At 74.1% G+C, this 19,927-nt stretch carries 19 protein-coding genes; 14 read left to right on the top strand and 5 right to left on the bottom strand.

Features of this window, described 5'->3' with window-relative positions; all coding sequences use genetic code 11:
- The first annotated feature begins 4 nt into the window (after window positions 1-4).
- Together OCT49_RS05410 and OCT49_RS05405 are read left to right on the top strand one after the other, a co-directional pair.
- Complete coding sequence (locus OCT49_RS05410; protein ID WP_283850751.1) at window positions 5-550, top strand: helix-turn-helix domain-containing protein; 546 nt, start codon at window positions 5-7, stop codon at window positions 548-550.
- 12 nt (window positions 551-562) lie between these two features.
- A complete protein-coding gene (locus OCT49_RS05405; protein ID WP_283850750.1) occupies window positions 563-1,288 on the top strand; it encodes a helical backbone metal receptor in 726 nt (241 codons plus the stop codon).
- On the opposite strand, the gene OCT49_RS05400 is transcribed toward OCT49_RS05405, so the two are convergent.
- Window positions 1,206-2,357 (bottom strand): TDT family transporter, encoded by a 1,152-nt coding sequence (locus tag OCT49_RS05400; RefSeq protein WP_283850749.1) that lies wholly within the window; start codon window positions 2,355-2,357, stop codon window positions 1,206-1,208. The genes OCT49_RS05405 and OCT49_RS05400 overlap by 83 nt on opposite strands.
- Before the next feature lie 71 nt (window positions 2,358-2,428).
- Between OCT49_RS05400 and OCT49_RS05395 the strand changes: the two genes are divergently transcribed.
- Window positions 2,429-3,358, top strand: coding sequence for a LysR family transcriptional regulator (locus OCT49_RS05395; RefSeq protein WP_283850748.1), 930 nt, complete (start codon window positions 2,429-2,431; stop codon window positions 3,356-3,358).
- A 107-nt stretch (window positions 3,359-3,465) separates the two neighbouring features.
- Here the strand turns inward: OCT49_RS05395 and OCT49_RS05390 are convergent, their stop codons facing one another.
- Window positions 3,466-4,185, bottom strand: coding sequence for a gamma-glutamyl-gamma-aminobutyrate hydrolase family protein (locus tag OCT49_RS05390; RefSeq protein ID WP_283855673.1), 720 nt, complete (start codon window positions 4,183-4,185; stop codon window positions 3,466-3,468).
- 152 nt (window positions 4,186-4,337) lie between these two features.
- Window positions 4,338-5,066, bottom strand: a complete 729-nt coding sequence (locus tag OCT49_RS05385) for a FadR/GntR family transcriptional regulator (RefSeq protein WP_283850747.1) — start codon at window positions 5,064-5,066, stop codon at window positions 4,338-4,340.
- 120 nt (window positions 5,067-5,186) lie between these two features.
- Between OCT49_RS05385 and OCT49_RS05380 the strand changes: the two genes are divergently transcribed.
- Window positions 5,187-6,155 carry a DUF2510 domain-containing protein gene (locus tag OCT49_RS05380; protein ID WP_283850746.1) on the top strand — a complete coding sequence of 323 codons (969 nt, stop codon included), beginning with the start codon at window positions 5,187-5,189 and terminating at the stop codon, window positions 6,153-6,155.
- 38 nt (window positions 6,156-6,193) lie between these two features.
- On the opposite strand, the gene OCT49_RS05375 is transcribed toward OCT49_RS05380, so the two are convergent.
- The gene (locus tag OCT49_RS05375; RefSeq protein WP_283850745.1) at window positions 6,194-7,396 is read right to left on the bottom strand and encodes an amino acid deaminase/aldolase; all 1,203 of its coding nucleotides are present in this window, start codon (window positions 7,394-7,396) and stop codon (window positions 6,194-6,196) included.
- Window positions 7,397-8,234: 838 nt separating this feature from the next.
- On the opposite strand from OCT49_RS05375, the gene OCT49_RS05370 reads away from it, so the two are divergent.
- The 3 genes from OCT49_RS05370 (at window position 8,235) to OCT49_RS05360 (ending at window position 11,213) form a co-directional block, all read left to right on the top strand.
- Entirely contained in the window at window positions 8,235-9,128 is an 894-nt protein-coding gene (locus OCT49_RS05370; protein ID WP_283855672.1) for a hypothetical protein, read from the top strand.
- Complete coding sequence (gene mycP, locus OCT49_RS05365) at window positions 9,125-10,312, top strand: type VII secretion-associated serine protease mycosin (protein WP_283850744.1); 1,188 nt, start codon at window positions 9,125-9,127, stop codon at window positions 10,310-10,312. Before OCT49_RS05370 ends, mycP begins: the two co-directional genes overlap by 4 nt.
- A 124-nt stretch (window positions 10,313-10,436) precedes the next feature.
- Window positions 10,437-11,213: an SseB family protein gene (locus OCT49_RS05360; RefSeq protein ID WP_283850743.1), complete on the top strand. Its 777-nt coding sequence runs from the start codon at window positions 10,437-10,439 to the stop codon at window positions 11,211-11,213.
- A 132-nt stretch (window positions 11,214-11,345) separates the two neighbouring features.
- Here OCT49_RS05360 and OCT49_RS05355 read toward each other — a convergent pair whose 3' ends face one another.
- A complete protein-coding gene (locus OCT49_RS05355; RefSeq protein ID WP_283850742.1) occupies window positions 11,346-11,708 on the bottom strand; it encodes a DUF1844 domain-containing protein in 363 nt (120 codons plus the stop codon).
- A gap of 343 nt (window positions 11,709-12,051) precedes the next feature.
- Between OCT49_RS05355 and infC the strand changes: the two genes are divergently transcribed.
- The 7 genes from infC to pheT all read left to right on the top strand — a co-directional run bounded on the left by infC (window position 12,052) and on the right by pheT (window position 19,853).
- Entirely contained in the window at window positions 12,052-12,735 is a 684-nt protein-coding gene (gene infC, locus OCT49_RS05350; RefSeq protein WP_283850741.1) for a translation initiation factor IF-3, read from the top strand.
- A 120-nt stretch (window positions 12,736-12,855) separates the two neighbouring features.
- Window positions 12,856-13,050, top strand: coding sequence for a 50S ribosomal protein L35 (gene rpmI / locus OCT49_RS05345; RefSeq protein WP_114243588.1), 195 nt, complete (start codon window positions 12,856-12,858; stop codon window positions 13,048-13,050).
- Between the two features lie 110 nt (window positions 13,051-13,160).
- Complete coding sequence (rplT, locus tag OCT49_RS05340; protein WP_018103794.1) at window positions 13,161-13,544, top strand: 50S ribosomal protein L20; 384 nt, start codon at window positions 13,161-13,163, stop codon at window positions 13,542-13,544.
- Between the two features lie 175 nt (window positions 13,545-13,719).
- Window positions 13,720-14,553, top strand: a complete 834-nt coding sequence (locus tag OCT49_RS05335) for a TrmH family RNA methyltransferase (protein WP_283850740.1) — start codon at window positions 13,720-13,722, stop codon at window positions 14,551-14,553.
- Window positions 14,554-14,864: 311 nt separating this feature from the next.
- Entirely contained in the window at window positions 14,865-16,028 is a 1,164-nt protein-coding gene (locus OCT49_RS05330) for a sensor histidine kinase (RefSeq protein WP_283850739.1), read from the top strand.
- A 148-nt stretch (window positions 16,029-16,176) separates the two neighbouring features.
- Window positions 16,177-17,304, top strand: coding sequence for a phenylalanine--tRNA ligase subunit alpha (gene pheS, locus OCT49_RS05325; RefSeq protein ID WP_283850738.1), 1,128 nt, complete (start codon window positions 16,177-16,179; stop codon window positions 17,302-17,304).
- Window positions 17,304-19,853, top strand: coding sequence for a phenylalanine--tRNA ligase subunit beta (gene pheT, locus OCT49_RS05320; RefSeq protein ID WP_283850737.1), 2,550 nt, complete (start codon window positions 17,304-17,306; stop codon window positions 19,851-19,853). Before pheS ends, pheT begins: the two co-directional genes overlap by 1 nt.
- Window positions 19,854-19,927 lie beyond the last annotated feature (74 nt).

The raw sequence follows: 19,927 nt of genomic DNA, 5'->3' as shown, positions 1-19,927 counted from the left end.
GGACATGGACGAGAAGGAAGCACTCCGCGTGGGTGCCGCGGTCCGCCGCAGACGCAGGTCCCTGGGGCTCACGCTGGCCGTGGTCGCCGGGCGCAGCGGCCTGTCCGTGCCGTTCCTCAGCCAGATCGAGAACGAGCGGGCCCGGCCCAGCGCCCGGTCCCTGGACCTGGTCGCCGAAGCCCTGGAGACCACCACGGCACGGCTGCGCGCCGCCGCGGACTCGGCGCGCGCCGTCGACGTGGTGCGCGCGGGCGGGGACGACGGGGTGCGCCGGGTGGTGCGCGGACGCCACCAGCTCAGCGCCCTGGAGTTCACCGGGGAGATCGACCTCGGACGCGAGTTCCAGCACCGCAACGACGAGGTGATGTACGTGACCCGGGGCGGCGTCGAGGTGGAGGCCGAGGGCCAGGCGTACCGGCTGGAAGAGGGCGACACGCTGTTCCTGTCCGGCGGGGTGCGGCACCGCTGGCGGGCCACGGAGCCCGGCACCCGGCTGCTGGTCGTCTCGGTCGCCGAGCACATCGACGCCACCTTCGACCCGCGGCGCTGACCGGAGGCCCCTGTGCGCGTCGTCTCCCTGGTGCCCTCGCTCACCGAGGCCGTCGCCACCACCGACCCCGGCCGGGTGGTCGGCGTCACCGACTGGTGCACCCACCCGGCAGGCCTGACCGCCGCCCGGATCGGCGGGACCAAGAACCCCGACGTGGCGACGGTCCTCGCCCTCCGCCCCGACCTCGTCCTCGCCAACGAGGAGGAGAACCGGGCCGCCGACATCGCCGCGCTCCGGGCCGCCGGGACCGAGGTGCTCGTCACGGAGATCCGCACCCTCGACGGGGCCTTCACGGAACTCGCCCGCGTCCTGGCCGCCTGCGGCCGGTCCCGGCCGCGCTGGCTGGACGAGGCGGAGGCGGCCTGGGCCGCGCTCCCGACCCCCTCGGCACCCCGCCGCGCGGTGGTTCCCATCTGGCGCAGGCCGTGGATGGTGCTGGGCCGCGACACCTTCGCCGGGGACCTGCTGGCCCGGCTCGGCGTGGCGAACGTCCACGCGGACCACGCCGAGCGCTACCCCCGCATCCCCCTCGACCGGCTCAACGCGGCGGGCGCCGACCTGGTGGTGCTGCCCGACGAGCCGTACCGCTTCACCGCGACCGACGGACCCGAGGCCTTCCCCGCGCTGCCCGCCGCGCTCGTCGACGGGCGGTACCTCACGTGGTACGGGCCGTCACTGGTGCGGGCCCCTGCGGTGCTGCGAGCAGCACTCCGCCGAACAGTCCGCGCAGCGTCCTGACCCCGGCCACCGCCCACGCGGTCACCAGCAGCAGGTACAGGGCGACGGCCAGCCAGGTGAACGCCGTGAGGCCGGTGTGCCGGGCCAGGCCCGCGGCGCCCGTGACACAGGTGCCGACGGGGAAGGTGAAGCCCCACCACGTCATGGCGAAGGTCATGCCGTTGCGCAGGGCCCGCACCACCAGCGCCGCGGACAGGGCCAGCCACAGCAGTGCGAACCCCATCACCGGCACCCCGTACAGCACGGCGAACATCTCGAACCCGGCGACGTACGGCTCCGGGACCGCCCCCGGCGCCGCGTCGGCGATCTGACCGACCGCGGTCGTCGACTGCCCCAGCGGACCGAGGACCAGGAACAGCGTGGGCGTCAGCGCGAGCGGCAGCGGCCCCCGGTGGACGAGCCGGGCGAAGACCAGCGGCAGCATCACCAGCGTGGCCAGCAGGCTCAGGCCGAACATCGCGTAACAGGCCAGCAGCATCGCCTCCCGCCACTGCCCGGCGGGCAGATGGGGCACCAGCTGCGGACCCAGCGCCGCGGAGACCATCGGCGCCACCACCGGGAGCAGCCACACCGGAGAGGCGTTCCCCGGCTCGATCCGGTGGCGCACGACCATCAGGTACGGGATCGCGGCCGCTGCGACGAGACCGATCACCGTGCCCGCCGTGTACAGCACCACGTCCAGCGCCAGGGCCGCCGACTCCCCGACGAGATCCCGGCCCACCGCGAGCGAGGAGCCGCCGACCGCCAGCAGCGCCATCGAGAGGCAGCCGTAGAACGGGGCCACGGCGGGGTCGAGCAGGTGGCTGCGGGCCTGGTCGCGATGGGCGATCCAGTGCCCGGCGCGGGCCGTGAGCAGTACGGCGAGGGCGATCGCCGAGAGCACCCACACGAACGTGCAGAAGGTCCGCAGCCCCGGTACGTGCACGGGCAGCGCGACCCCCGCGCTCGCGACGATCGAGGTGCCCATGACGGCGGCGTACCAGTTGGGGCCGAGATACCGCAGGGAGGGCAGGCGGGGAGTGGTCGGGTACGGGGCGGGGGACTGCTGCGTCCGCGGAATGGTGGCCATGCCAACGATTTTTTCCGCAGGGGCACGACCCCACCAGGGACTCCGTTTCTATGAGGTCATAAGCTGGCTTTATGTCCGGTGAAGCGCGTGTTCCGCCCCCGCTGTCCCACCGGGTCCCCGACCTCGGGGCGCTGGAGCTCCTGCTCGCCGTCGCCCGGCACGGCAGCCTGGGGCGCGCGGCGCGGGACGTCGGCGTCACCCAGCCCGCCGCCAGCAGCCGCATCCGGGCCATGGAGCGGCAGCTCGGCGTGGCCCTGCTGGACCGCTCCCCGCGCGGCTCCCGGCTCACCGACGCGGGCGCCCTGGTCACCGACTGGGCGCGCAGGATCGTCGAGGCGGCCGAGGCGTTCGACGCGGGCGCCCAGGCGCTGCGCGACCGGCGGGACTCGCGGCTGCGGGTCGCCGCCTCCATGACCATCGCCGAGTACCTGCTGCCGGGCTGGCTGATAGCGCTGCGCGCCGAACGGCCGGACACCGCCGTCTCGCTGCTCGCCGGGAACTCGGCGGCCGTCGCGGGGCGGCTGCTCGTCGGCGAGGCGGACCTCGGATTCGTGGAGGGCCTGTCCGTGCCGGAGGGGCTCGACGGCACGGTCGTCGCCCACGACCGCCTCGTCGTCGTGGTCGCCCCCTCCCACCCCTGGGCCCGCCGCCGCGCCCCCCTGGCGCCGGGGGAACTCGCCGCGACCCCGCTGATCCTGCGCGAACACGGCTCCGGCACCCGCCAGGTGCTGGGCGCGGCCCTCGCCGTGCACGGCGGCCTCGCCCCGCCGCTGCTCGAACTCTCCTCCACCACGGCGGTGAAGGGCGCGGCGGAGAGCGGTGCCGGGCCGTGCGTCCTGAGCGAACTCGCCCTGGGCGAGGAGCTGTCCTCGCGGCGCCTGGTCAAGATCCCGGTCGCCGGCGTGCGTCTGCGGCGCCAGCTGCGCGCGGTGTGGCCCTCGGGCCACCGCCCGACGGGCCCCGCCCGCGACCTGCTGTCCCTGACGGCACGGGACGACTGAGGGGGCGGGACGGGGACGGCTGACGAGGCGATCGGCGGGGCGGGGCGGCCGGTGGGCCGCCGCCGGTCACGGCACCGGATTCCCGGCACCGCCCGGGCCGCCGCCGGTCACGGCACCCGCTCCCCGACCGCCGTCCGGGCCGTCGCGGCGGCCACCAGTGCCTCCAGCAGCCGTGGGTCGTCGCCCATCTCGGGATGCCACTGAACCCCCAACACCCAAGGAGATCCCGGGAGTTCGACCGCCTCGACCGTGCCGTCCGCCGCATGGGCGCCGATCACCAGGCCCGGCGCCGGCCGCTCCACGCACTGGTGATGGTAGGTGGGTACGTCGCACGGCTCGGGCGCCACCGACGCGTAGCGCGTCCCCGGCACCGGCGTCACCCGGTGCGTGCCGAGGACACCGGTCGTGCCCGGTGGGCCGGCGTGGCCGTCGAGGTGCTGGACCAGGGTGCCGCCGAGCGCCACGTTGAGCAGCTGCATGCCGCGGCAGATGCCGAGCAGCGGGGTGCCGGACTCCAGGGCCGCCCGGATCAGGGCCAGCTCCCAGTCGTCCCGCTCCCGCACGGGCGGACCGGACCTGGGGTCGCGCTCCGCGCCGTACCTGGCGGGGTCCACGTCGGCCCCGCCCGCGATCACGAGCCCGTCCAGCCTGGCCACCGTCGTCCCGGCCCGGCCGGGGTCGTCCGGCGGGAGCATCACGGCCAGGCCGCCGGCCCGCTGGACGATGCGCGGGTACCCGGCCGGCAGGAGAGCGGCGGGCAGCTCCCAGACGCCCCAACGGGCGACGGGCTCCAGATAGGTGGTGATGCCGATGAGGGGTTCGGGCACGGGATGGGCGAGAGGATCGGGCACGGCGGTCCCTCCGGTCGGCCGCCCGCGGGGGCGGAGGCGGTCCCAAGGATTCAAAGGTCGACGTGGATACCTTTACTTCCCCCGGGGCTCCGCACAAGGGCCCGGGGCGAACCGGCCGCCGGTCCGGTTCAGGTCAGGAACCCGCGCAGGAGTGCGGCCGTGCCCGCGCAGTGTTCGCGCATCACCGCGCGCGCGGCCTCCGCGTCCCCGTCCAGGATCGCCTCGACGAGGCTCGTGTGCTGGTGCTGCGAATGCTCCAGGTTCCGCACCAGCAGCGGTATGCAGTCCAACAGGTCGTTCAGGGCGGCCCGGACGGCCGCGTACTGCGTGGTCAGCGACGCGGAACCGGAGAGCTCGGCCAGGGTCAGGTGCAGCAGGGTGTCGCGCCTGCGGTAGTCGGCCAGGGGTGCCTCGTGAGTCGCCGTCAGGGCCGCGCGCAGCCGGTCCGCGCCCTCTCCGTCGAGCCCCCGCGCGGCGCACAGTTCGGCCGCCCCGGCCTCCAGCACCTCGCGGAAGCGCAGTACGTCCTCGATGTCGACGGCGGCCCCCCTCCGGCGCAGTTCGTCCTCGCCGGCGCTGCCGGTGCGCGCCAGCACGAACGTGCCGCCGTACCGGCCGCGCCTGCTCTCCACCAGGCCCTGGTCCTGGAGGACCTTCAGCACCTCGCGCAGGGTGACCCGGCTGATCCCCAGCAGCTCGGCGAGGTCGCGCTCGGGCGGCAGCCGCCCGCCGCCGGGCACCAGCTCCAGCCTGACCACCTGGAGGATCTGCTCCAGTGCCTCCTCGAAGCCGTTCCCGGCGCGGACGGGTCGCAGCACCGGCAACAGACGGTCGATGAACTCGCTCTCCCCGGCCACGCCTCGTCTTCCTTTCGATCAATGGTCTGCCACCACACCTTAAGTCCCGTGGTTGCACGGAGAAATGGCGGACCGGCGATCGGCGGACTTCCGCCGATGGCCGAACCCTAGAGTGGGGGGATGAGCAACGCGACACCGCCCGGTTGGTATCCGGAGGCCGCGATACCGGGCACCGAACGCTGGTGGGACGGCGCGGCATGGACCGCGCAGACCCGCCCGGCCGCTTCCGCTCCGCAACAATTCGGGCCGCCCGCCCAGCAGTTCGGGCCACCGGTGCCGCCCGGTGGTGAGACGCTCGTGCGAACCGGTGGGGCCTCCGGAGGCGGCTCCGGCACCACCCGGATCGTCGCCCTCGCCGTCGCCGGACTGGTGGTCGTCGGTGCGACCGTCACCGGGGCGCTCCTGTTGCGCGGGGGAGACGACACCCCGAAGGCCGGCCCGAGCAGCTCCGCGCCGCAGCCCACCGCGACCGCGACCGCGACGGACACCCCGTCCCCCGACCACCCACCGGCCGAGGACGACCCGAAGGTCCTCGTCGACCAGCTCAACGGCATCACCCTGCCCATCCCCGACGGCTGGGAGAGGCCCGAGCGGACCGTCGACAAGGTCCTCACGATGCGCACCGTCGACTCCTACCGGTGCCCCGGCGACTCCAGCCGCTTCTGCTACCACGGCACGGTGACCAGCCGCACCGCGAGCGCCACGGACATCACCTCCGCCGAGGAACTCGCCAAGCAGGACATCACCGCCGCGGCCGACAGCGCCTACGAGAAGGACTTCATCGGCAACCGGATCCACGGTGGCATCACCTCCCACGAGGAGCTCGTCTCCGAGTCCGTGAGCGTCGCCGGACGCACCGGCTACCGGGTGCGCTGGCGGGTCGAAACGGGCAAGGGGCCCGGCGGTTACGTGCAGTCGCTCGTCTTCCCGTCCACGGTCGGCAGCGAGACGCTGGTCATCGTGCGCTGCGCCTTCGACGCGGGTGCCGACGGGCCGGCGCTCCCGCTCATGGACACCATCACCAAGGGCATCCGGCCGATCGGCGACAGCGCGACGAGCGGCGGCGTGGGCAGCTCGGTCGGCCCCTGACCCGCCACCGGACCGCTCGGCCGACCGAGCCGGGGGAATCAGAGGAACGTCCGGCCCTCGCCCCGGTACGTCGGCACGGTCGCGGTCACCCGGTCGCCCTCGATCAGCTGCAACTCGTCGAAGCGCTCGCACAGTTCACCGGCCTTCGCGTGCCGGAACCACACCTTGTCGCCGATCAGCAGATCGTCGGCCGGGGCGCCGAGCAGCGGGGTCTGCACCTCGCCCGCCCCCTCCTGCGGGTCGTAGCGCAGCCCCTCCGGCAGATACGGGACGGGCAGCCGGTCCGGCCCCGCGGGGCCGGACGCCGGATAACCGCCGCCGAGGACCGTCACCACCCCCACCCCGGGCCTGCGCACCACGGGTTGGGCGAACAGCGCGGCCGGACGGGCCGTGAACGACGTGTAGTTGTCGAACAGCCGGGGCACGTAGAGCCCCGACCCGGCCGCGACCTCGGTCACCGCGCGCTCGGCCGCCGTGTGCTGCACACTGCCGGTGCCGCCGCCGTTCACGAACTCCAGGTCCGGGGCCACCGCCCGTACCGCACGCACCACCTCGGCCCGCCGCGCGGCGAGTTCCCTGCGAGCCGCGGCCTGCATCAGCCGGATCGCCCGGGACCGCAGCGGCCGGCCCGCGAGCGAGTCCCCGACCCCGGCGATGTGCCCCTCGTACGCCATCAGGCCGACCAGCCGGAAACCCGGCCTGCGTGCCACGGAGCGCGCCAGGTCGGCCAGTTGGGCGGGGGAGCGGAGCGGGGAACGCAGGGCGCCGGCCCTGAACCGGCCGCCGAGCAGCCGGAGCGAGGTGTCCAGTTCCAGACAGACCCGGATCTCCTCGCGCCCGCCCGCCCGCGCCGCGTCGATCAGCTCCAGCTGCGCGACGTCGTCCACCATCACCGTCACCGCGGCGGCCGGCTTCGGGTCGCCGGCCAGTTCCGCGAGGGCGGCCCGGTCGGCCGTCGGATAGGCCAGCAGCACGTCGTCGAAACCGGCCCGCGCCAGCCACAGCGACTCGGCGAGCGTGAACGACATGATCCCGGCGAAACCGGGCCGCGCGAGCACCCGTTCCAGTAGCGCCCGGCAGCGCACCGACTTGCTGGCCACCCGGATCGGCTTTCCGGCGGCCCGCCGGACGAGGTCATCGGCATTGGCGTCGAACGCCTCGAGATCGACGACGGCGATCGGGGCGTCCAGGTGGGCGGTGGCCCGGTTGTACCGGGTCCGGTCAGCGGCACGGGCAGTCATGGCCGCAGCTTGCCAGACGGCCGTACCCATGGGTAAGGGCTGTTCCGCATCCCGGTCGGACCGGTGCCACCGGACGGCCCGGCCCGCGCGCGGCTCGGTCCCCGGGGACGATCTGCGCAGATCATCCGGGGTCGGGCGGCCTGCTCCCGCCAGGGGTGCCCCACCCCGTAGAGTGACGGACACGCGGCAATTCAGCGGCAATCGAACGGGCCTGCCTGTGATGCCGATCCGCGCACGGTACGGAACGGGATCAGGGGGGCGGATGAGTACCGAGGCGCAGCGGGCCCCTGTCCCTCCCCGCCCCACGCCCCCGGCCCAGGACACGAACCCGGTGCCTCCGACCCCCGCCGCCCGCGAACCGGAGGCGGCACCCCCGGCAGGGGCGGCGGACCCGGCATCCCCGGCCCGGGAGTCGGGCCCCGCCACTCCGGTACGGGAGACAGGTCCCGCGGCGCCCGCGCCCGCTCCCGCCTCCGCGCCCGCTCCCGGGGCGGGGACGGCAGCCCCGGTGCAGGACACGAACCCCGTGCACCCGGCCCCCGCGCCCGTTCCGCCGCGCCCGGCGACCCCGCCGCCGCCCGCCCCGGCCGGCCCACCTGCCACGGCCGTCCCGCCCGCCCCGGCCGTCCCATCCGCGACGGCCGTTCCGCCAGTGGAGACCACGGCCCGGCTCCGGCCCGTGCCCCCGGCCCCCGCTCCGAGCCCGCCCCTGGTCCCCGGCCAGGGCGTACCCATGCCTCCCGCGCCCGCTCCGGGCGCCCCCGTGCCCCCGGCGGCCGTCGCCCCGCCCCACCCCGGGCAGCCGCCCGCCGCGACCCGGCGTCGGCCCGTCGGTGCCGTGGACCTCACCCCGCGCCCGGGGTCGGGTCCGCCGCCCGTGCCGCCCCCGTACCCGTACCGCCAGCCCCAGCCGTACTACGGCCCGCGCCCCGAGACGCCCGCCGAGACCACCACCCGGCTGCGCCCGATCCGCACCCGCCACCCCGCCCGGACCGCGGCCGCGGCGGTCTGCGTCGTGCTCGGCCTCGGGCTGATCGGCGGTGCGGCCACCGGCACCTGGCTCACCAGCGACTCCTCGGCCGACCCTGCCGCCCGCAGCACCTACGCCGTGGGCCGTTCCGCCTGGCACAACGTTCCCGTGGACACCCTCTTCCCGCGCACCCTGGCCGGCGACGGGGCGGGCCCCGGCGGCGCCGACCGGGTCTGGACCCGGCTCGCCGTCGCCCCGGACGGCGGCTGCACGAAGGCGCTGGACCCGTTGCTGGCCAGGACGCTCGGCCCGGTCGGCTGCGAGCGGATGCTCCGGGCCACCTACACCGACGCCACGAGCAGCAGCGTCACCACCGTCGGGGTGATCTTCACCGAGGGCGACGCGGCGGCCATGCGGGCGCTCGGCACCCGCTTCACCGACCAGCGCCTCGACCGGCGCACCGACCTGATGCCCCGCACGTACCCCGTCCGGGGCACCGTCGCCGCCGGGTTCGGCGACCGGCAGCGCGCCAGCTGGACCGTCCACGTACTGACCGAGGTGCCCGTCGTCGTGTTCGCCGTCTCGGGCTTCGCCGACGGACGCGCCGTCACCGATCCGCAGCCCGCGGCGAAGGCCATGGACCCGAAGGCGACCACCGCGGCGGCGCAGGCCGGACTCGGCCACGAGGCCAAGGGCATCGCCGACCGGATCGAGCGGGGCCTGCGCCGGGCCGTCACCGACCTCACGGAGAAGCCGGAATGAGCCGCCGCACCCGTCGACACCGTGCTCTGGGCGCGATCTGCGCCGCCACCGCGCTGGCGCTCCTGCCCGCCGCACCGGCCCGGGCCGACGCCATCCGGGACCAGCAGTGGGGGCTGCAGGCGCTCCACACCGAACAGGCGTGGCGGACCACCAAGGGCAAGGGGATCACCGTCGCCGTGGTCGACACCGGGGTCGACGGCAGCCTCCCCGACCTGGCCGGACAGGTGCTGCCCGGCAAGGACATGATCGGTTTCGGCGCCGGCCGCGGCGACCGTTCCTGGGCCCGGCACGGCACGGCGATGGCGGGCATCATCGCGGGGCGCGGCCACGGGGCGGGCGGCGACGAGGGGGTGCTCGGCATCGCGCCGGAGGCGAAGATCCTCCCGGTCCGGGTGATCCTCGAAGCCTCCGACCCGGCCCGCTCCAAGGCCCGCAAGTCGCGCGGCACGGCCCTCGCCGACGGCATCCGCTGGGCCGCCGACCAGGGCGCCGACGTCATCAACCTCTCGCTCGGCGACGACAGCAAGTCCGCGCACCCCGAGCCGGGCGAGGACGCGGCCATCCAGTACGCGCTGAAGAAGGGGGCCGTCGTCGTCGCCTCCGCGGGCAACGGCGGCGAGAAGGGCGACCACATCTCGTACCCCGCCGCCTACCCCGGGGTGATAGCGGTCACCGCCGTCGACCGGTACGGCACCCACGCCGCGTTCTCCACCCGTCGCTGGTACGCCACGGTCAGCGCCCCCGGCGTCGACATCGTCGTCGCCGCGCCCGACCGCCAGTACTACGTGGAGTGGGGCACCTCCGCCGCCGCCGCGTTCGTCTCGGGCGCGGTCGCGCTGGTCCGCGCCGCGCACCCGGACCTGACGCCCGCCCAGGTCAAGAAGCTGCTCACGGACACCGCCCGCAGCTCCCCGGCGTCCGGCCGCGACGACGCCCGGGGGTACGGCATCGTCGACCCCGTCGCGGCGATCGAGGCCGGCGCGAAGCTCCGCCCCGCCGACCTGCGGGCCGGGGCCGGGTACCGCAAGCAGTACTTCGGCCCCGGCCCCAGCCCGGCGCGGCACGAGAACATCCCCGCGGGCTGGCTCGCCGCCGGTGCGGGCGCCCTCGGCGCGCTCCTGCTGGCCCTGGCCGTGGTGCTCTGGCGCGGCAGGGGCCGCGGCCCGGCCACCGCCCGGTACTGACCACCCGCCGACCGCCCCACCGGATTCCCTCTCGCCCGCTCCCGGAGGGCTCGGCAGCGGCTGCCCGGAACGGCCGGTCCGACCCGTCGCCGGGACGGGAAGGGCCAGGGACTACGCTCGCCCTGTGGCGCTGAAGAACATTCCGGACCCCGGTTACTCCGACGACGACGGCACGGCCGACCCGGCCCTGACCGCGGCACTCGCCGCGTGGGCCGCGGACCGAAAGGCGGTCGGCCCGGTGCTCGAAGCACTCAGGGGCACCCGGCTGCTGGTCCCGGTCGTCGCCGTGCTCGGCGAGGTGGAGGAGGACGATGAGGCGAGCCGCGGAGCGTCCGGCAAGGGCGGTGGTGGGAGACGGGGGGGCGGGCTGCGCCGCGAGAAGACGAGCGACATGGCCGTCCCCACCCTCCAGGCGGGCGGCCGCCGGGCCCTGCCCGCCTTCACCTCGACCGAGTCCCTGGCCCGCTGGGACCCGCAGGCCCGCCCCGTCGCCGTCCCCCTCCACCAGGCGCTCCAGGCCGCCGCGCACGAGAAGGCGGACACGGTCGTCCTCGACCTCGCGGGCCCGGTCGCGTTCGAACTGACCGGCTCCGCGCTGCTCGCCCTCGCCGAGGGCCGCACCAGCGCCGACCCGCTGGACGACCCCGCCGTCACCTCGGCGGTGCGGGCCGCGGTCGCCGCCGAGCCCGCGGTGCTCCGCGCCCACCTCGGCCCCGGCTCCGCCGACGGCACCCTCGCCCTCGTCCTCGCGCCCGGTACGGACCCCGCCGACGTCGCCCGCCGGGTCGCGGGGACGCTGGCCGCCGACGAGGTGCTGCGCGCCCGGCTGGTGCACGGCCTGGACCTGGCGCTGCTTCCGGCCGACGCGGCCGCACCGAACGAGCCCCTGTTCACCCGCTGACCACGGACGGGAGGCGGAACCGGACAACCCCGCCCCGTGCCGCCCCCGGCCCCGCCCGGTCCTGCCGCACGAAACATGTGAGCCCCGCCCTCGGGCGGGGCTCACATGTGTGAAAGGAGCAGGGGCGCGGGCTCAGCCGAAGACGGGGCCGGTGTACTTCTCGCCGGGGCCCTGGCCGGGCTCGTCCGGGACGAGGGACGCCTCGCGGAACGCGAGCTGCAGCGACTTCAGCCCGTCGCGCAGCGGGGCCGCGTGGAAGGAGCTGATCTCGGTGGCGCTCGCGTCCAGCAGACCGGCCAGCGCGTGCACCAGCTTGCGGGCCTCGTCGAGGTCCTTGTGGTCGGCGCCGTCCTCGGTCAGTCCGAGCTTCACGGCGGCGGCGCTCATCAGATTGACCGCGACCGTCACGATCACCTCGACCGCGGGCACCTCCGCGATGTCGCGGGCCATGTCGTCGAAGCCGGGGGAATCACTGGTGGGGGTCGCGTCACTCATGCGCCATACGATAGGCCCCCACCGGACCCGTCCCGTCCGCGGGAGCGGGGCGACGGCCGGTTGGTGCGCGCACCGGGGAGCTGCTAGCCTGGTGTGACGACCGGCTGGACAGCTATGTGTCCGGCCCGCAAGTGGAGGCTCCGATCTCCCACCTGGCCGTCCTCGCGGACGGCGGGTCATCCGGTCAGGCGGTGACCATCGTTCCGTACGGACGATGGGACCGCCCAATGCGCCCCGCGGTTGACCGCGGCGGTGTTCCGGTTGTTCCAGGAGCCCCGCCTGTGTCCCGTCCGGGGCATTTTTCTTGCCCGTGTGCGGTTGGTCCCAATGAAACAGACGTTACGTGGCTGTCCGCCAGGCCGCCGCGTGGTGCTACCGAGGAGGATCCATCAGCGCCGAGCCCCGCATCAACGACCGGATTCGCGTTCCCGAGGTGCGACTTGTCGGTCCCAGCGGCGAGCAGGTCGGGATTGTTCCGCTTGCCAAGGCCCTGGAACTCGCGCAGGAGTACGACCTCGACCTGGTCGAGGTGGCGGCGACCGCCCGTCCGCCCGTGTGCAAGCTCATGGACTACGGGAAGTTCAAGTACGAGTCGGCCATGAAGGCCCGTGAGGCGCGCAAGAACCAGGCGCACACGGTCATCAAGGAGATGAAGCTCCGGCCGAAGATCGACCCGCACGACTACGACACCAAGAAGGGTCACGTCGTCCGGTTCCTCAAGCAGGGCGACAAGGTCAAGATCACGATCATGTTCCGTGGTCGTGAGCAGTCCCGCCCCGAGCTGGGCTTCCGTCTGCTCCAGCGTCTGGCTTCGGACGTGGAGGAACTCGGTTTCATCGAGTCCAACCCGAAGCAGGACGGCCGGAACATGATCATGGTTCTGGGCCCGCACAAGAAGAAGACCGAGGCGATGGCCGAGGCCCGTGAGGCCCAGGCCGCCCGCAAGGCGGGGCGTCAGGGTTCCACCCCCGACGCCGCAGCGGACCAGGCTGCCGACACGCAGCCCGAGACACCTTCCGAGGCGTGACCCCGGGGGTCGCCATCCAGGCGGCCCCGGGTCCCCCCGGGATTCCCATCAAGATCTGACGCCCCTGCTGTCCGGTGCCCGCACCGAGAGGGGCGCCACTGACGAGGAGAGAACGGCGCGATGCCGAAGAACAAGACGCACAGCGGTGCCAGCAAGCGCTTCAAGATCACCGGCTCCGGCAAGGTGCTCCGTGAGCGCGCCGGCAAGCGCCACCTTCTTGAGCACAAGTCGTCCAAGAAGACCCGCTCGCTGACCGGCACGGTCGAGCTGGCCCCGGCCGACGCCAAGAAGGTCAAGAAGCTTCTCGGCAAGTGAGTCCGCGGTCCCCGGCGCGCCCGGGGGCGGCGACCTCGACTTCAGACCGGGACCAATTCGTTTCCGGGCCGTGTGAGTCCAACCACGGCCCCGCTACAAGGAGTTAACAAGTGGCACGCGTCAAGCGGGCAGTAAACGCTCACAAGAAGCGTCGGGCGATCCTCGAGCAGGCCAGCGGCTACCGGGGCCAGCGCTCCCGTCTGTACCGCAAGGCGAAGGAGCAGGTCACCCACTCCCTCGTCTACAACTACAACGACCGCAAGAAGCGCAAGGGCGACTTCCGTCAGCTGTGGATCCAGCGCATCAACGCCGCTGCCCGCCAGAACGGCATGACGTACAACCGCCTCATCCAGGGTCTGAAGGCCGCCAACATCGAGGTGGACCGCAAGATCCTGGCCGAGCTCGCGGTCAACGACGCCAACGCGTTCGCCGCCCTCGTCGAGGTCGCCCAGAAGGCCCTCCCGAGCGACGTCAACGCCCCGAAGGCCGCCTGACCCAGGTAGCACTTCCTGCTTTTCCGAGCCGGACCCGCAGGCGCCCGTCGTCTGCGGGTCCGGTGCGTTGCACGGCACGTCCCGCACGTCCGTCCATCGCTCCCGCACCTCCCGCACGTCCGTCCGCCGTTCCCGTACCCGCCAGCCCCGTACGCAGAGAGGCCCGCCGCCGACCATGGGCACCCCCGAACTGATCTCCCCGCGATCGCCGCGCGTCGCCGCCGCCCGACGGCTGGCCAAGCGCAACTTCCGCGGCAAGGAGCGCAGGTTCATCGCCGAGGGGCCGCAGGCCGTGCGGGAGGCCGCCGAGCACCGCGGCAGCGACGGCGGGCCGACCCTGATCGAACTGTTCGCCACCGTCGAGGCGGCCGAGCGGTACGCCGACATCGTCGCCGCCGCCCGCGCGGCCGGCGCCCGGGTGCACCTCGCCGACGGGAACGTGCTCGCCGACGTGTCCCAGACCGTCACCCCGCAGGGCCTGATCGGGGTCTGCCACTTCCTCGACTCGCCGTTCGACGAGATCCTCGCCGCGAAGCCCAGGCTGGTCGCCGTCCTGGCCCACGTGCGCGACCCGGGCAACGCGGGCACGGTGCTGCGCTGCGCCGACGCCGCGGGCGCCGACGCCGTCGTGCTCACCGACGCCTCGGTGGACCTCTACAACCCCAAGTCGGTCCGGGCCTCGGTCGGCTCGCTCTTCCACCTGCCGGTCGCCGTCGGCGTCCCGGTCGAGCAGGCCGTGCGGGGGCTGCGGGAGGCGGGCGTGCGGATCCTCGCCGCCGACGGCGCGGGCGCCGACGACCTCGACGACGAGCTCGACGCGGGGACCATGGGCGGCCCGACCGCCTGGATCTTCGGCAACGAGGCGTGGGGCCTGCCGGAGGAGACCAGGGCGCTGGCCGACGCCGTCGTACGGGTGCCCATCCACGGCAAGGCGGAGAGCCTCAACCTGGCGACCGCCGCGGCCGTCTGCCTGTACGCCTCCGCAAGGGCCCAGCGCCCGCGCCGCTGACGGACCACCGCACGGCCCTCCGGGGCCCGCCGGGCCCCACCAGGGCCGGGCGGGCCCCGTTGCCGCTTCCTGCACCGCCCCGCAAAGGCAAAGCGGGAGAGGCGCTTCCGGAACGCCCGAGGGGGCGTGCGCGGGCGGGCGCCCGGGATCACGGGCGCACCGGGGGCGCTGTCCGGCGGCGCTCGTGCCGCACCCGCCGGACTGCGGACCGCAGCAGTGCGCCCCCGCAGGGTGTCGCTCCGTCACCGACGACTAGTAGGGTGGCGAACTCGGGGGCCCACTGCACCGGTTCGAGAGGTGGGGTACGGGATATGGCTGTCGGCATGAGCAGGCCGCGCGAGACGCACACCGCAGTCGTGCGCGGATGCGAACGCCCCGGTGGGGCGGACGAGCCGGCCGGGGAGTCGGACCTCGTCACCACCGGCATCGGCGTGGACCCCGACGACCTGCCCGACGGCCTCGTCGTCGCCGACGAGAACGGCCGGGTCGTCTGCTTCAACTCCGCCGCGGTCCGGATCACGGCCGTGCCCCGCGACGCCGCCCTCGGCCGCCCCCTGGAACAGGCCCTGCCGCTGGAGGACCTCAAGGGCCGCCGCTGGTGGGCGCTGACCGATCCGTACGGCGGCCTCGCCACCCGGGTCGGCCAGCCCGAGCGCAATCTGCTGCTGCCCGGCGGCCGGGAGGTCCTGGTCTCCGCCCGGTACGTGCGCGAGCACCCCACCGGCCCCGTGCGCCGGCTGGTCGTCTCGCTGCGCGGCACCGAGGCCCGCCGCCGCACCGAACGCAGCCACGCCGAGCTGATCGCGACCGTCGCCCACGAGCTGCGCTCCCCGCTGACCTCGGTCAAGGGCTTCACCGCGACCCTCCTCGCCAAGTGGGAGCGGTTCACCGACGACCAGAAGCGCCTGATGCTGGAGACCGTCGACGCCGACGCCAACCGCGTCACCCGGCTCATCACCGAGCTGCTCGACATCTCCCGGATCGACTCGGGACGGCTGGAGCTGCGACGGCAGCCCGTGGACCTCTCCGCCGCCGTCGAACGCCACGTCCAGGCCCTCACCGCGAACGGCCAGACCCCCGACCGCTTCCTCGTGCGCACCTGCCAGCCGCTGCCCGTGGTCTGGGCCGACCCGGACAAGGTCGACCAGGTGCTCGGCAACCTGCTGGAAAACGCGGTGCGCCACGGCGAGGGAACCGTCACCATCGAAGTCGCACCCGCACCCGCGAAGAGCGACGAGAAGGGAACGTCCGTCACCGTGAGCGACGAAGGCCCCGGCATCCCCGAGGAGTCGATGGGCCGTGTCTTCACCCGCTTCTGGCGGGGGAGCAAGCGCGGCGGCACCGGACTGGGCCTCTACATCGTCAAGGGCATCGTCGAGGCGCACGGCGGCACGATCACGGTCGGCCGCGGCCCCGACGGCGGGGCGGAGTTCCGATTTATCCTGCCCGTGAGCACGCCGGCCTACCTGGTCTGAGCAGCCCACGGGCCTCTCACACGTTCCACGGCCCTTAGACTCGACTTTTGGCACCTTTGTGTCCGCCTGCCGTCGAGCAGCGGGGCCGCGGGGTCCGGGGCGTACCCGGTTCAGAGCATCAGCCAGCCAATCGGAAGCACGGGAAGAGATGTCGGCACCGAACAAGTCGTACGACCCAGTCGAGGTCGAGGCACTGAAACCGGAAGAGATCGAGCGCATGCGGGACGAGGCGTTCGCCGCCTTCGCCGCCGCCGGTGACCTCGACGCGCTCGCCCAGGCGAAGACCGCGCACACCGGTGGCACCTCGCCCCTCGCGCTCGCCAACCGCGAGATCGGCGCACTGCCGCCGCAGGCCAAGGCCGAGGCGGGCAAGCGCGTGGGCCAGGCCCGCGGGGCCGTGAACAAGGCCCTCGCCGCCCGCCAGGCGGAGCTGGAGGCCGAGCGGGACGCCCGCGTGCTGGTCGAGGAGGCGGTGGACGTCACGCTGCCCTACGACCGCACCCCGGCCGGTGCCCGCCACCCGCTGACGACCTTCATGGAGCGCGTCGCGGACGTCTTCGTGGCCATGGGCTACGAGGTCGCCGAGGGCCCCGAGGCCGAGGCGGAGTGGTTCAACTTCGACGCCCTGAACTTCGTGCCCGACCACCCGGCCCGGCAGATGCAGGACACCTTCTTCGTCCAGGGCGCCGACGGTGCGAAGACCGACGAGTCCGGTGTGGTGCTGCGCACGCACACCTCGCCCGTCCAGGCCCGCTCCCTGCTCGACCGGGAACCCCCCGTCTACGTCGTCTGCCCCGGTCGCGTCTACCGCACCGACGAGCTGGACGCGACGCACACCCCGGTCTTCCACCAGATCGAGCTGCTGGCCGTCGACGAGGGCCTCACCATGGCCGACCTCAAGGGCACCCTCGACCACATGGTCCAGGCGCTCTTCGGCCCGGACATGAAGACCAGGCTGCGGCCGAACTTCTTCCCGTTCACCGAGCCGTCCGCCGAGATGGACATGGTCTGCTACGTCTGCCGCGGCGCGTCCGTCGGCAACCCCGACCGCCCCTGCCGCACCTGCGGCAGCGAGGGCTGGATCGAGCTCGGCGGCTGCGGCATGGTCAACCCCAAGGTGCTCGTCGCCTGCGGTGTCGACCCCCAGAAGTACAGCGGATTCGCCTTCGGGTTCGGCATCGAACGGATGCTGATGTTCCGCCACAACGTAGAAGACATGCGAGACATGGTCGAGGGTGACGTCCGGTTCACCCGGCCGTTCGGGATGGAGATCTGATGCGGGTCCCGCTTTCCTGGCTGCGGGAGTACGTCGACCTGCCGGCGACGGAGACCGGCCGGGACGTACAGGCCAAACTCATCGGCGTGGGGCTGGAGGTCGAGACCGTCGAGCAGATCGGCGCCGGCCTCAAGGGCCCGCTGGTCGTCGGGCAGGTGCTGACCATCGAGGAGCTGGAGGGCTTCAAGAAGCCCATCCGCTTCTGCACGGTCGACGTCGGCAACGCCAACGGCACCGGCGAGCCGCAGGAGATCGTCTGCGGCGCCCGCAACTTCGCCGTCGGCGACAAGGTCGTCGTGGTCCTGCCCGGCGCCGTCCTGCCCGGGGACTTCGCGATCTCCGCGCGCAAGACCTACGGCCGCACCTCGCACGGCATGATCTGCTCCACCGGCGAGCTCGGCATGGGCGACGACGGCACGCACGGCATCATCGTGCTGCCGCCGGAGCACGAGGCCGGCACCGACGCGATCGAGCTGCTCCAGCTCGTCGACGAGGTCCTCGACATCGCCGTCACGCCCGACCGCGGCTACTGCCTCTCCATGCGCGGAGTCGCCCGCGAGACCGCCATCGCGTACGGGCTGCCGCTGCGCGACCCGGCGCTCCTCGACGTGCCCGCGCCGAACGCCTTCGGCTACCCGGTCAAGGTCGCCGACCCGCTGGGCTGCGACAAGTTCACCGCGCGCACCGTCGTCGGCCTGCAGCCCGAGGCCCGTTCCCCGATCTGGCTGCAGCGCAGGCTGCAGAAGGCCGGGATGCGCCCGATCTCGCTCGCCGTCGACATCACCAACTACGTGATGCTGGAGCTCGGCCAGCCGCTGCACGCCTACGACCGCACCCGCATCGAGGGACCGATCGGGGTGCGCCGCGCCCAGCAGGGCGAGAAGCTCACCACCCTCGACGGCACGGTCCGCGTCCTGGACGCCGAGGACCTGGTCATCACCGACGACCGCGGCCCGATCGGCCTCGCGGGCGTCATGGGCGGCGCCAACACCGAGATCACCGACCTCCAGGAGGGCGCCGGGACCACCGAGGTCGTCATCGAGGCCGCGCACTTCGACGCGATCTCGATCGCCCGCACCGCGCGCCGCCACAAGCTGTCCTCCGAGGCGTCCAAGCGCTTCGAGCGCGGCGCCGACCCGCAGGCCGCTGCCGCCGCCGCGCAGCGCACCGTCGACCTGCTGGTGCTGCTGGCCGGCGGCACCGCCGAGAACGGCGTCACCGAGGTCAGCGCGCCCTCCGCGCCCCGCACCATCGCGATGCCGGCGAACCACCCCGACCGGGTCGCCGGTGTCGAGTACGGCCGCGAGACCGTCGTACGCCGCCTCCAGGAGGTCGGCTGCGACGTCTACGGGCAGGACGAGCTGATCGTCACCGTGCCGTCCTGGCGCCCCGACCTCGGCGAGCCGAACGACCTCGCCGAGGAGGTCATCCGGCTGGAGGGCTACGAGAACCTCCCGTCCACCCTCCCGACCCCGCCCTCCGGCCGCGGGCTCACCGACCGCCAGCGGCTGCACCGCAGGATCGGCCGGGCGCTCGCCGGGGCCGGTTACGTCGAGGCGCTGAACTACCCGTTCATCGGCGACGCCGTCCTCGACCGGCTCGGGTTCGAGGCCGACGACGACCGCCGCCGCACCGTCAAGATCGTCAACCCGCTCTCCGACGAGGAACCGGCGCTGCGCACCACGCTGCTGCCGGGCCTGCTCGGCGCGCTGCGGCGCAACGACGGCCGCGGCAGCCACGACCTCGCGCTCTTCGAGACCGGCCTGGTCTTCCTTCCCCAAGCTCTCAGCTCCGTTCGAGCAGGGGAGACCCCATCCACCGGCACCGAGACGAAGGCCGTGCGTCTGCCCGTCGACCGCCGTCCCACCGACGAGGAGATCGCCGGGCTCGACGCCTCGCTGCCGCGTCAGCCGCGCCGCGCCGCGGTCGTCCTCGCGGGCGCTCGCGAGCAGGCCGGCTGGTGGGGCAAGGGCCGCCCGGCCGACTGGGCGGACGCCATCGAGGCCGCCCGCACGATCGCCCGCGAGGCCGGTGTCGAGGTGACCGTCCGCAGTGACCGGCACACGCCGTGGCACCCCGGCCGGTGCGCCGCGCTGTACGTCACGGTCGACGGCGAGGAGACCCTCTTCGGGCATGCCGGCGAGCTGCACCCGCGGGTCGTCAAGGAGCTCCACCTGCCCGAGCGCACCTGCGCCATGGAGGTCGAGCTGGACGTCCTGGAGCAGGCCGTCGACGGCGTGCTCCGGGCCCCCCGGATCTCCACCTTCCCGGTGGCCACCCAGGACGTCGCGCTGGTCGTCGCGGAGGACGTCCCGGCCGCCGACGTGGAGCGGGCGCTGCGCGACGGCGCGGGCGAACTCCTCGAATCGGTACGGCTGTTCGACGTCTTCACCGGCGAGCAGATCGGTGCGGGGAACAAGTCCCTGGCGTACGCGCTGCGGTTCCGTGCCGCGGACCGCACGCTGACCGTCGACGAGGCCACGGCCGCGCGCGACGCCGCGGTGGCGCTGGCCGCCGAGCGCACCGGCGCGGTGCTGCGGGGCGCGTGACGGGAAACGGCCCTGCGGTCCCCGCCGCCGGGTGATCCGGCGGCGGGGACCGCACCGTGCGAGGAGGGGTGCGT

The sequence above is a fragment of the Streptomyces sp. ML-6 genome (assembly GCF_030116705.1).
Lineage (GTDB): Bacteria > Actinomycetota > Actinomycetes > Streptomycetales > Streptomycetaceae > Streptomyces.
Note: the sequence above shows the minus strand (reverse complement) of the source record. Positions and strands in the feature narration are given on the sequence as shown.

What these genes read in the sequence shown, in the direction of transcription:
- OCT49_RS05410 (WP_283850751.1), top strand. Translation starts at nt 5, where the DNA reads ATGGACGAGAAGGAAGCACTCCGCGTGGGTGCCGCGGTCCGCCGCAGA.
- OCT49_RS05400 (WP_283850749.1), bottom strand. Translation starts at nt 2,357, where the DNA reads ATGGCCACCATTCCGCGGACGCAGCAGTCCCCCGCCCCGTACCCGACC.
- OCT49_RS05395 (WP_283850748.1), top strand. Translation starts at nt 2,429, where the DNA reads ATGTCCGGTGAAGCGCGTGTTCCGCCCCCGCTGTCCCACCGGGTCCCC.
- OCT49_RS05380 (WP_283850746.1), top strand. Translation starts at nt 5,187, where the DNA reads ATGAGCAACGCGACACCGCCCGGTTGGTATCCGGAGGCCGCGATACCG.
- OCT49_RS05375 (WP_283850745.1), bottom strand. Translation starts at nt 7,396, where the DNA reads ATGACTGCCCGTGCCGCTGACCGGACCCGGTACAACCGGGCCACCGCC.
- mycP (WP_283850744.1), top strand. Translation starts at nt 9,125, where the DNA reads ATGAGCCGCCGCACCCGTCGACACCGTGCTCTGGGCGCGATCTGCGCC.
- OCT49_RS05355 (WP_283850742.1), bottom strand. Translation starts at nt 11,708, where the DNA reads ATGAGTGACGCGACCCCCACCAGTGATTCCCCCGGCTTCGACGACATG.
- rpmI (WP_114243588.1), top strand. Translation starts at nt 12,856, where the DNA reads ATGCCGAAGAACAAGACGCACAGCGGTGCCAGCAAGCGCTTCAAGATC.
- OCT49_RS05335 (WP_283850740.1), top strand. Translation starts at nt 13,720, where the DNA reads ATGGGCACCCCCGAACTGATCTCCCCGCGATCGCCGCGCGTCGCCGCC.
- OCT49_RS05330 (WP_283850739.1), top strand. Translation starts at nt 14,865, where the DNA reads ATGGCTGTCGGCATGAGCAGGCCGCGCGAGACGCACACCGCAGTCGTG.
- pheS (WP_283850738.1), top strand. Translation starts at nt 16,177, where the DNA reads ATGTCGGCACCGAACAAGTCGTACGACCCAGTCGAGGTCGAGGCACTG.
- pheT (WP_283850737.1), top strand. Translation starts at nt 17,304, where the DNA reads ATGCGGGTCCCGCTTTCCTGGCTGCGGGAGTACGTCGACCTGCCGGCG.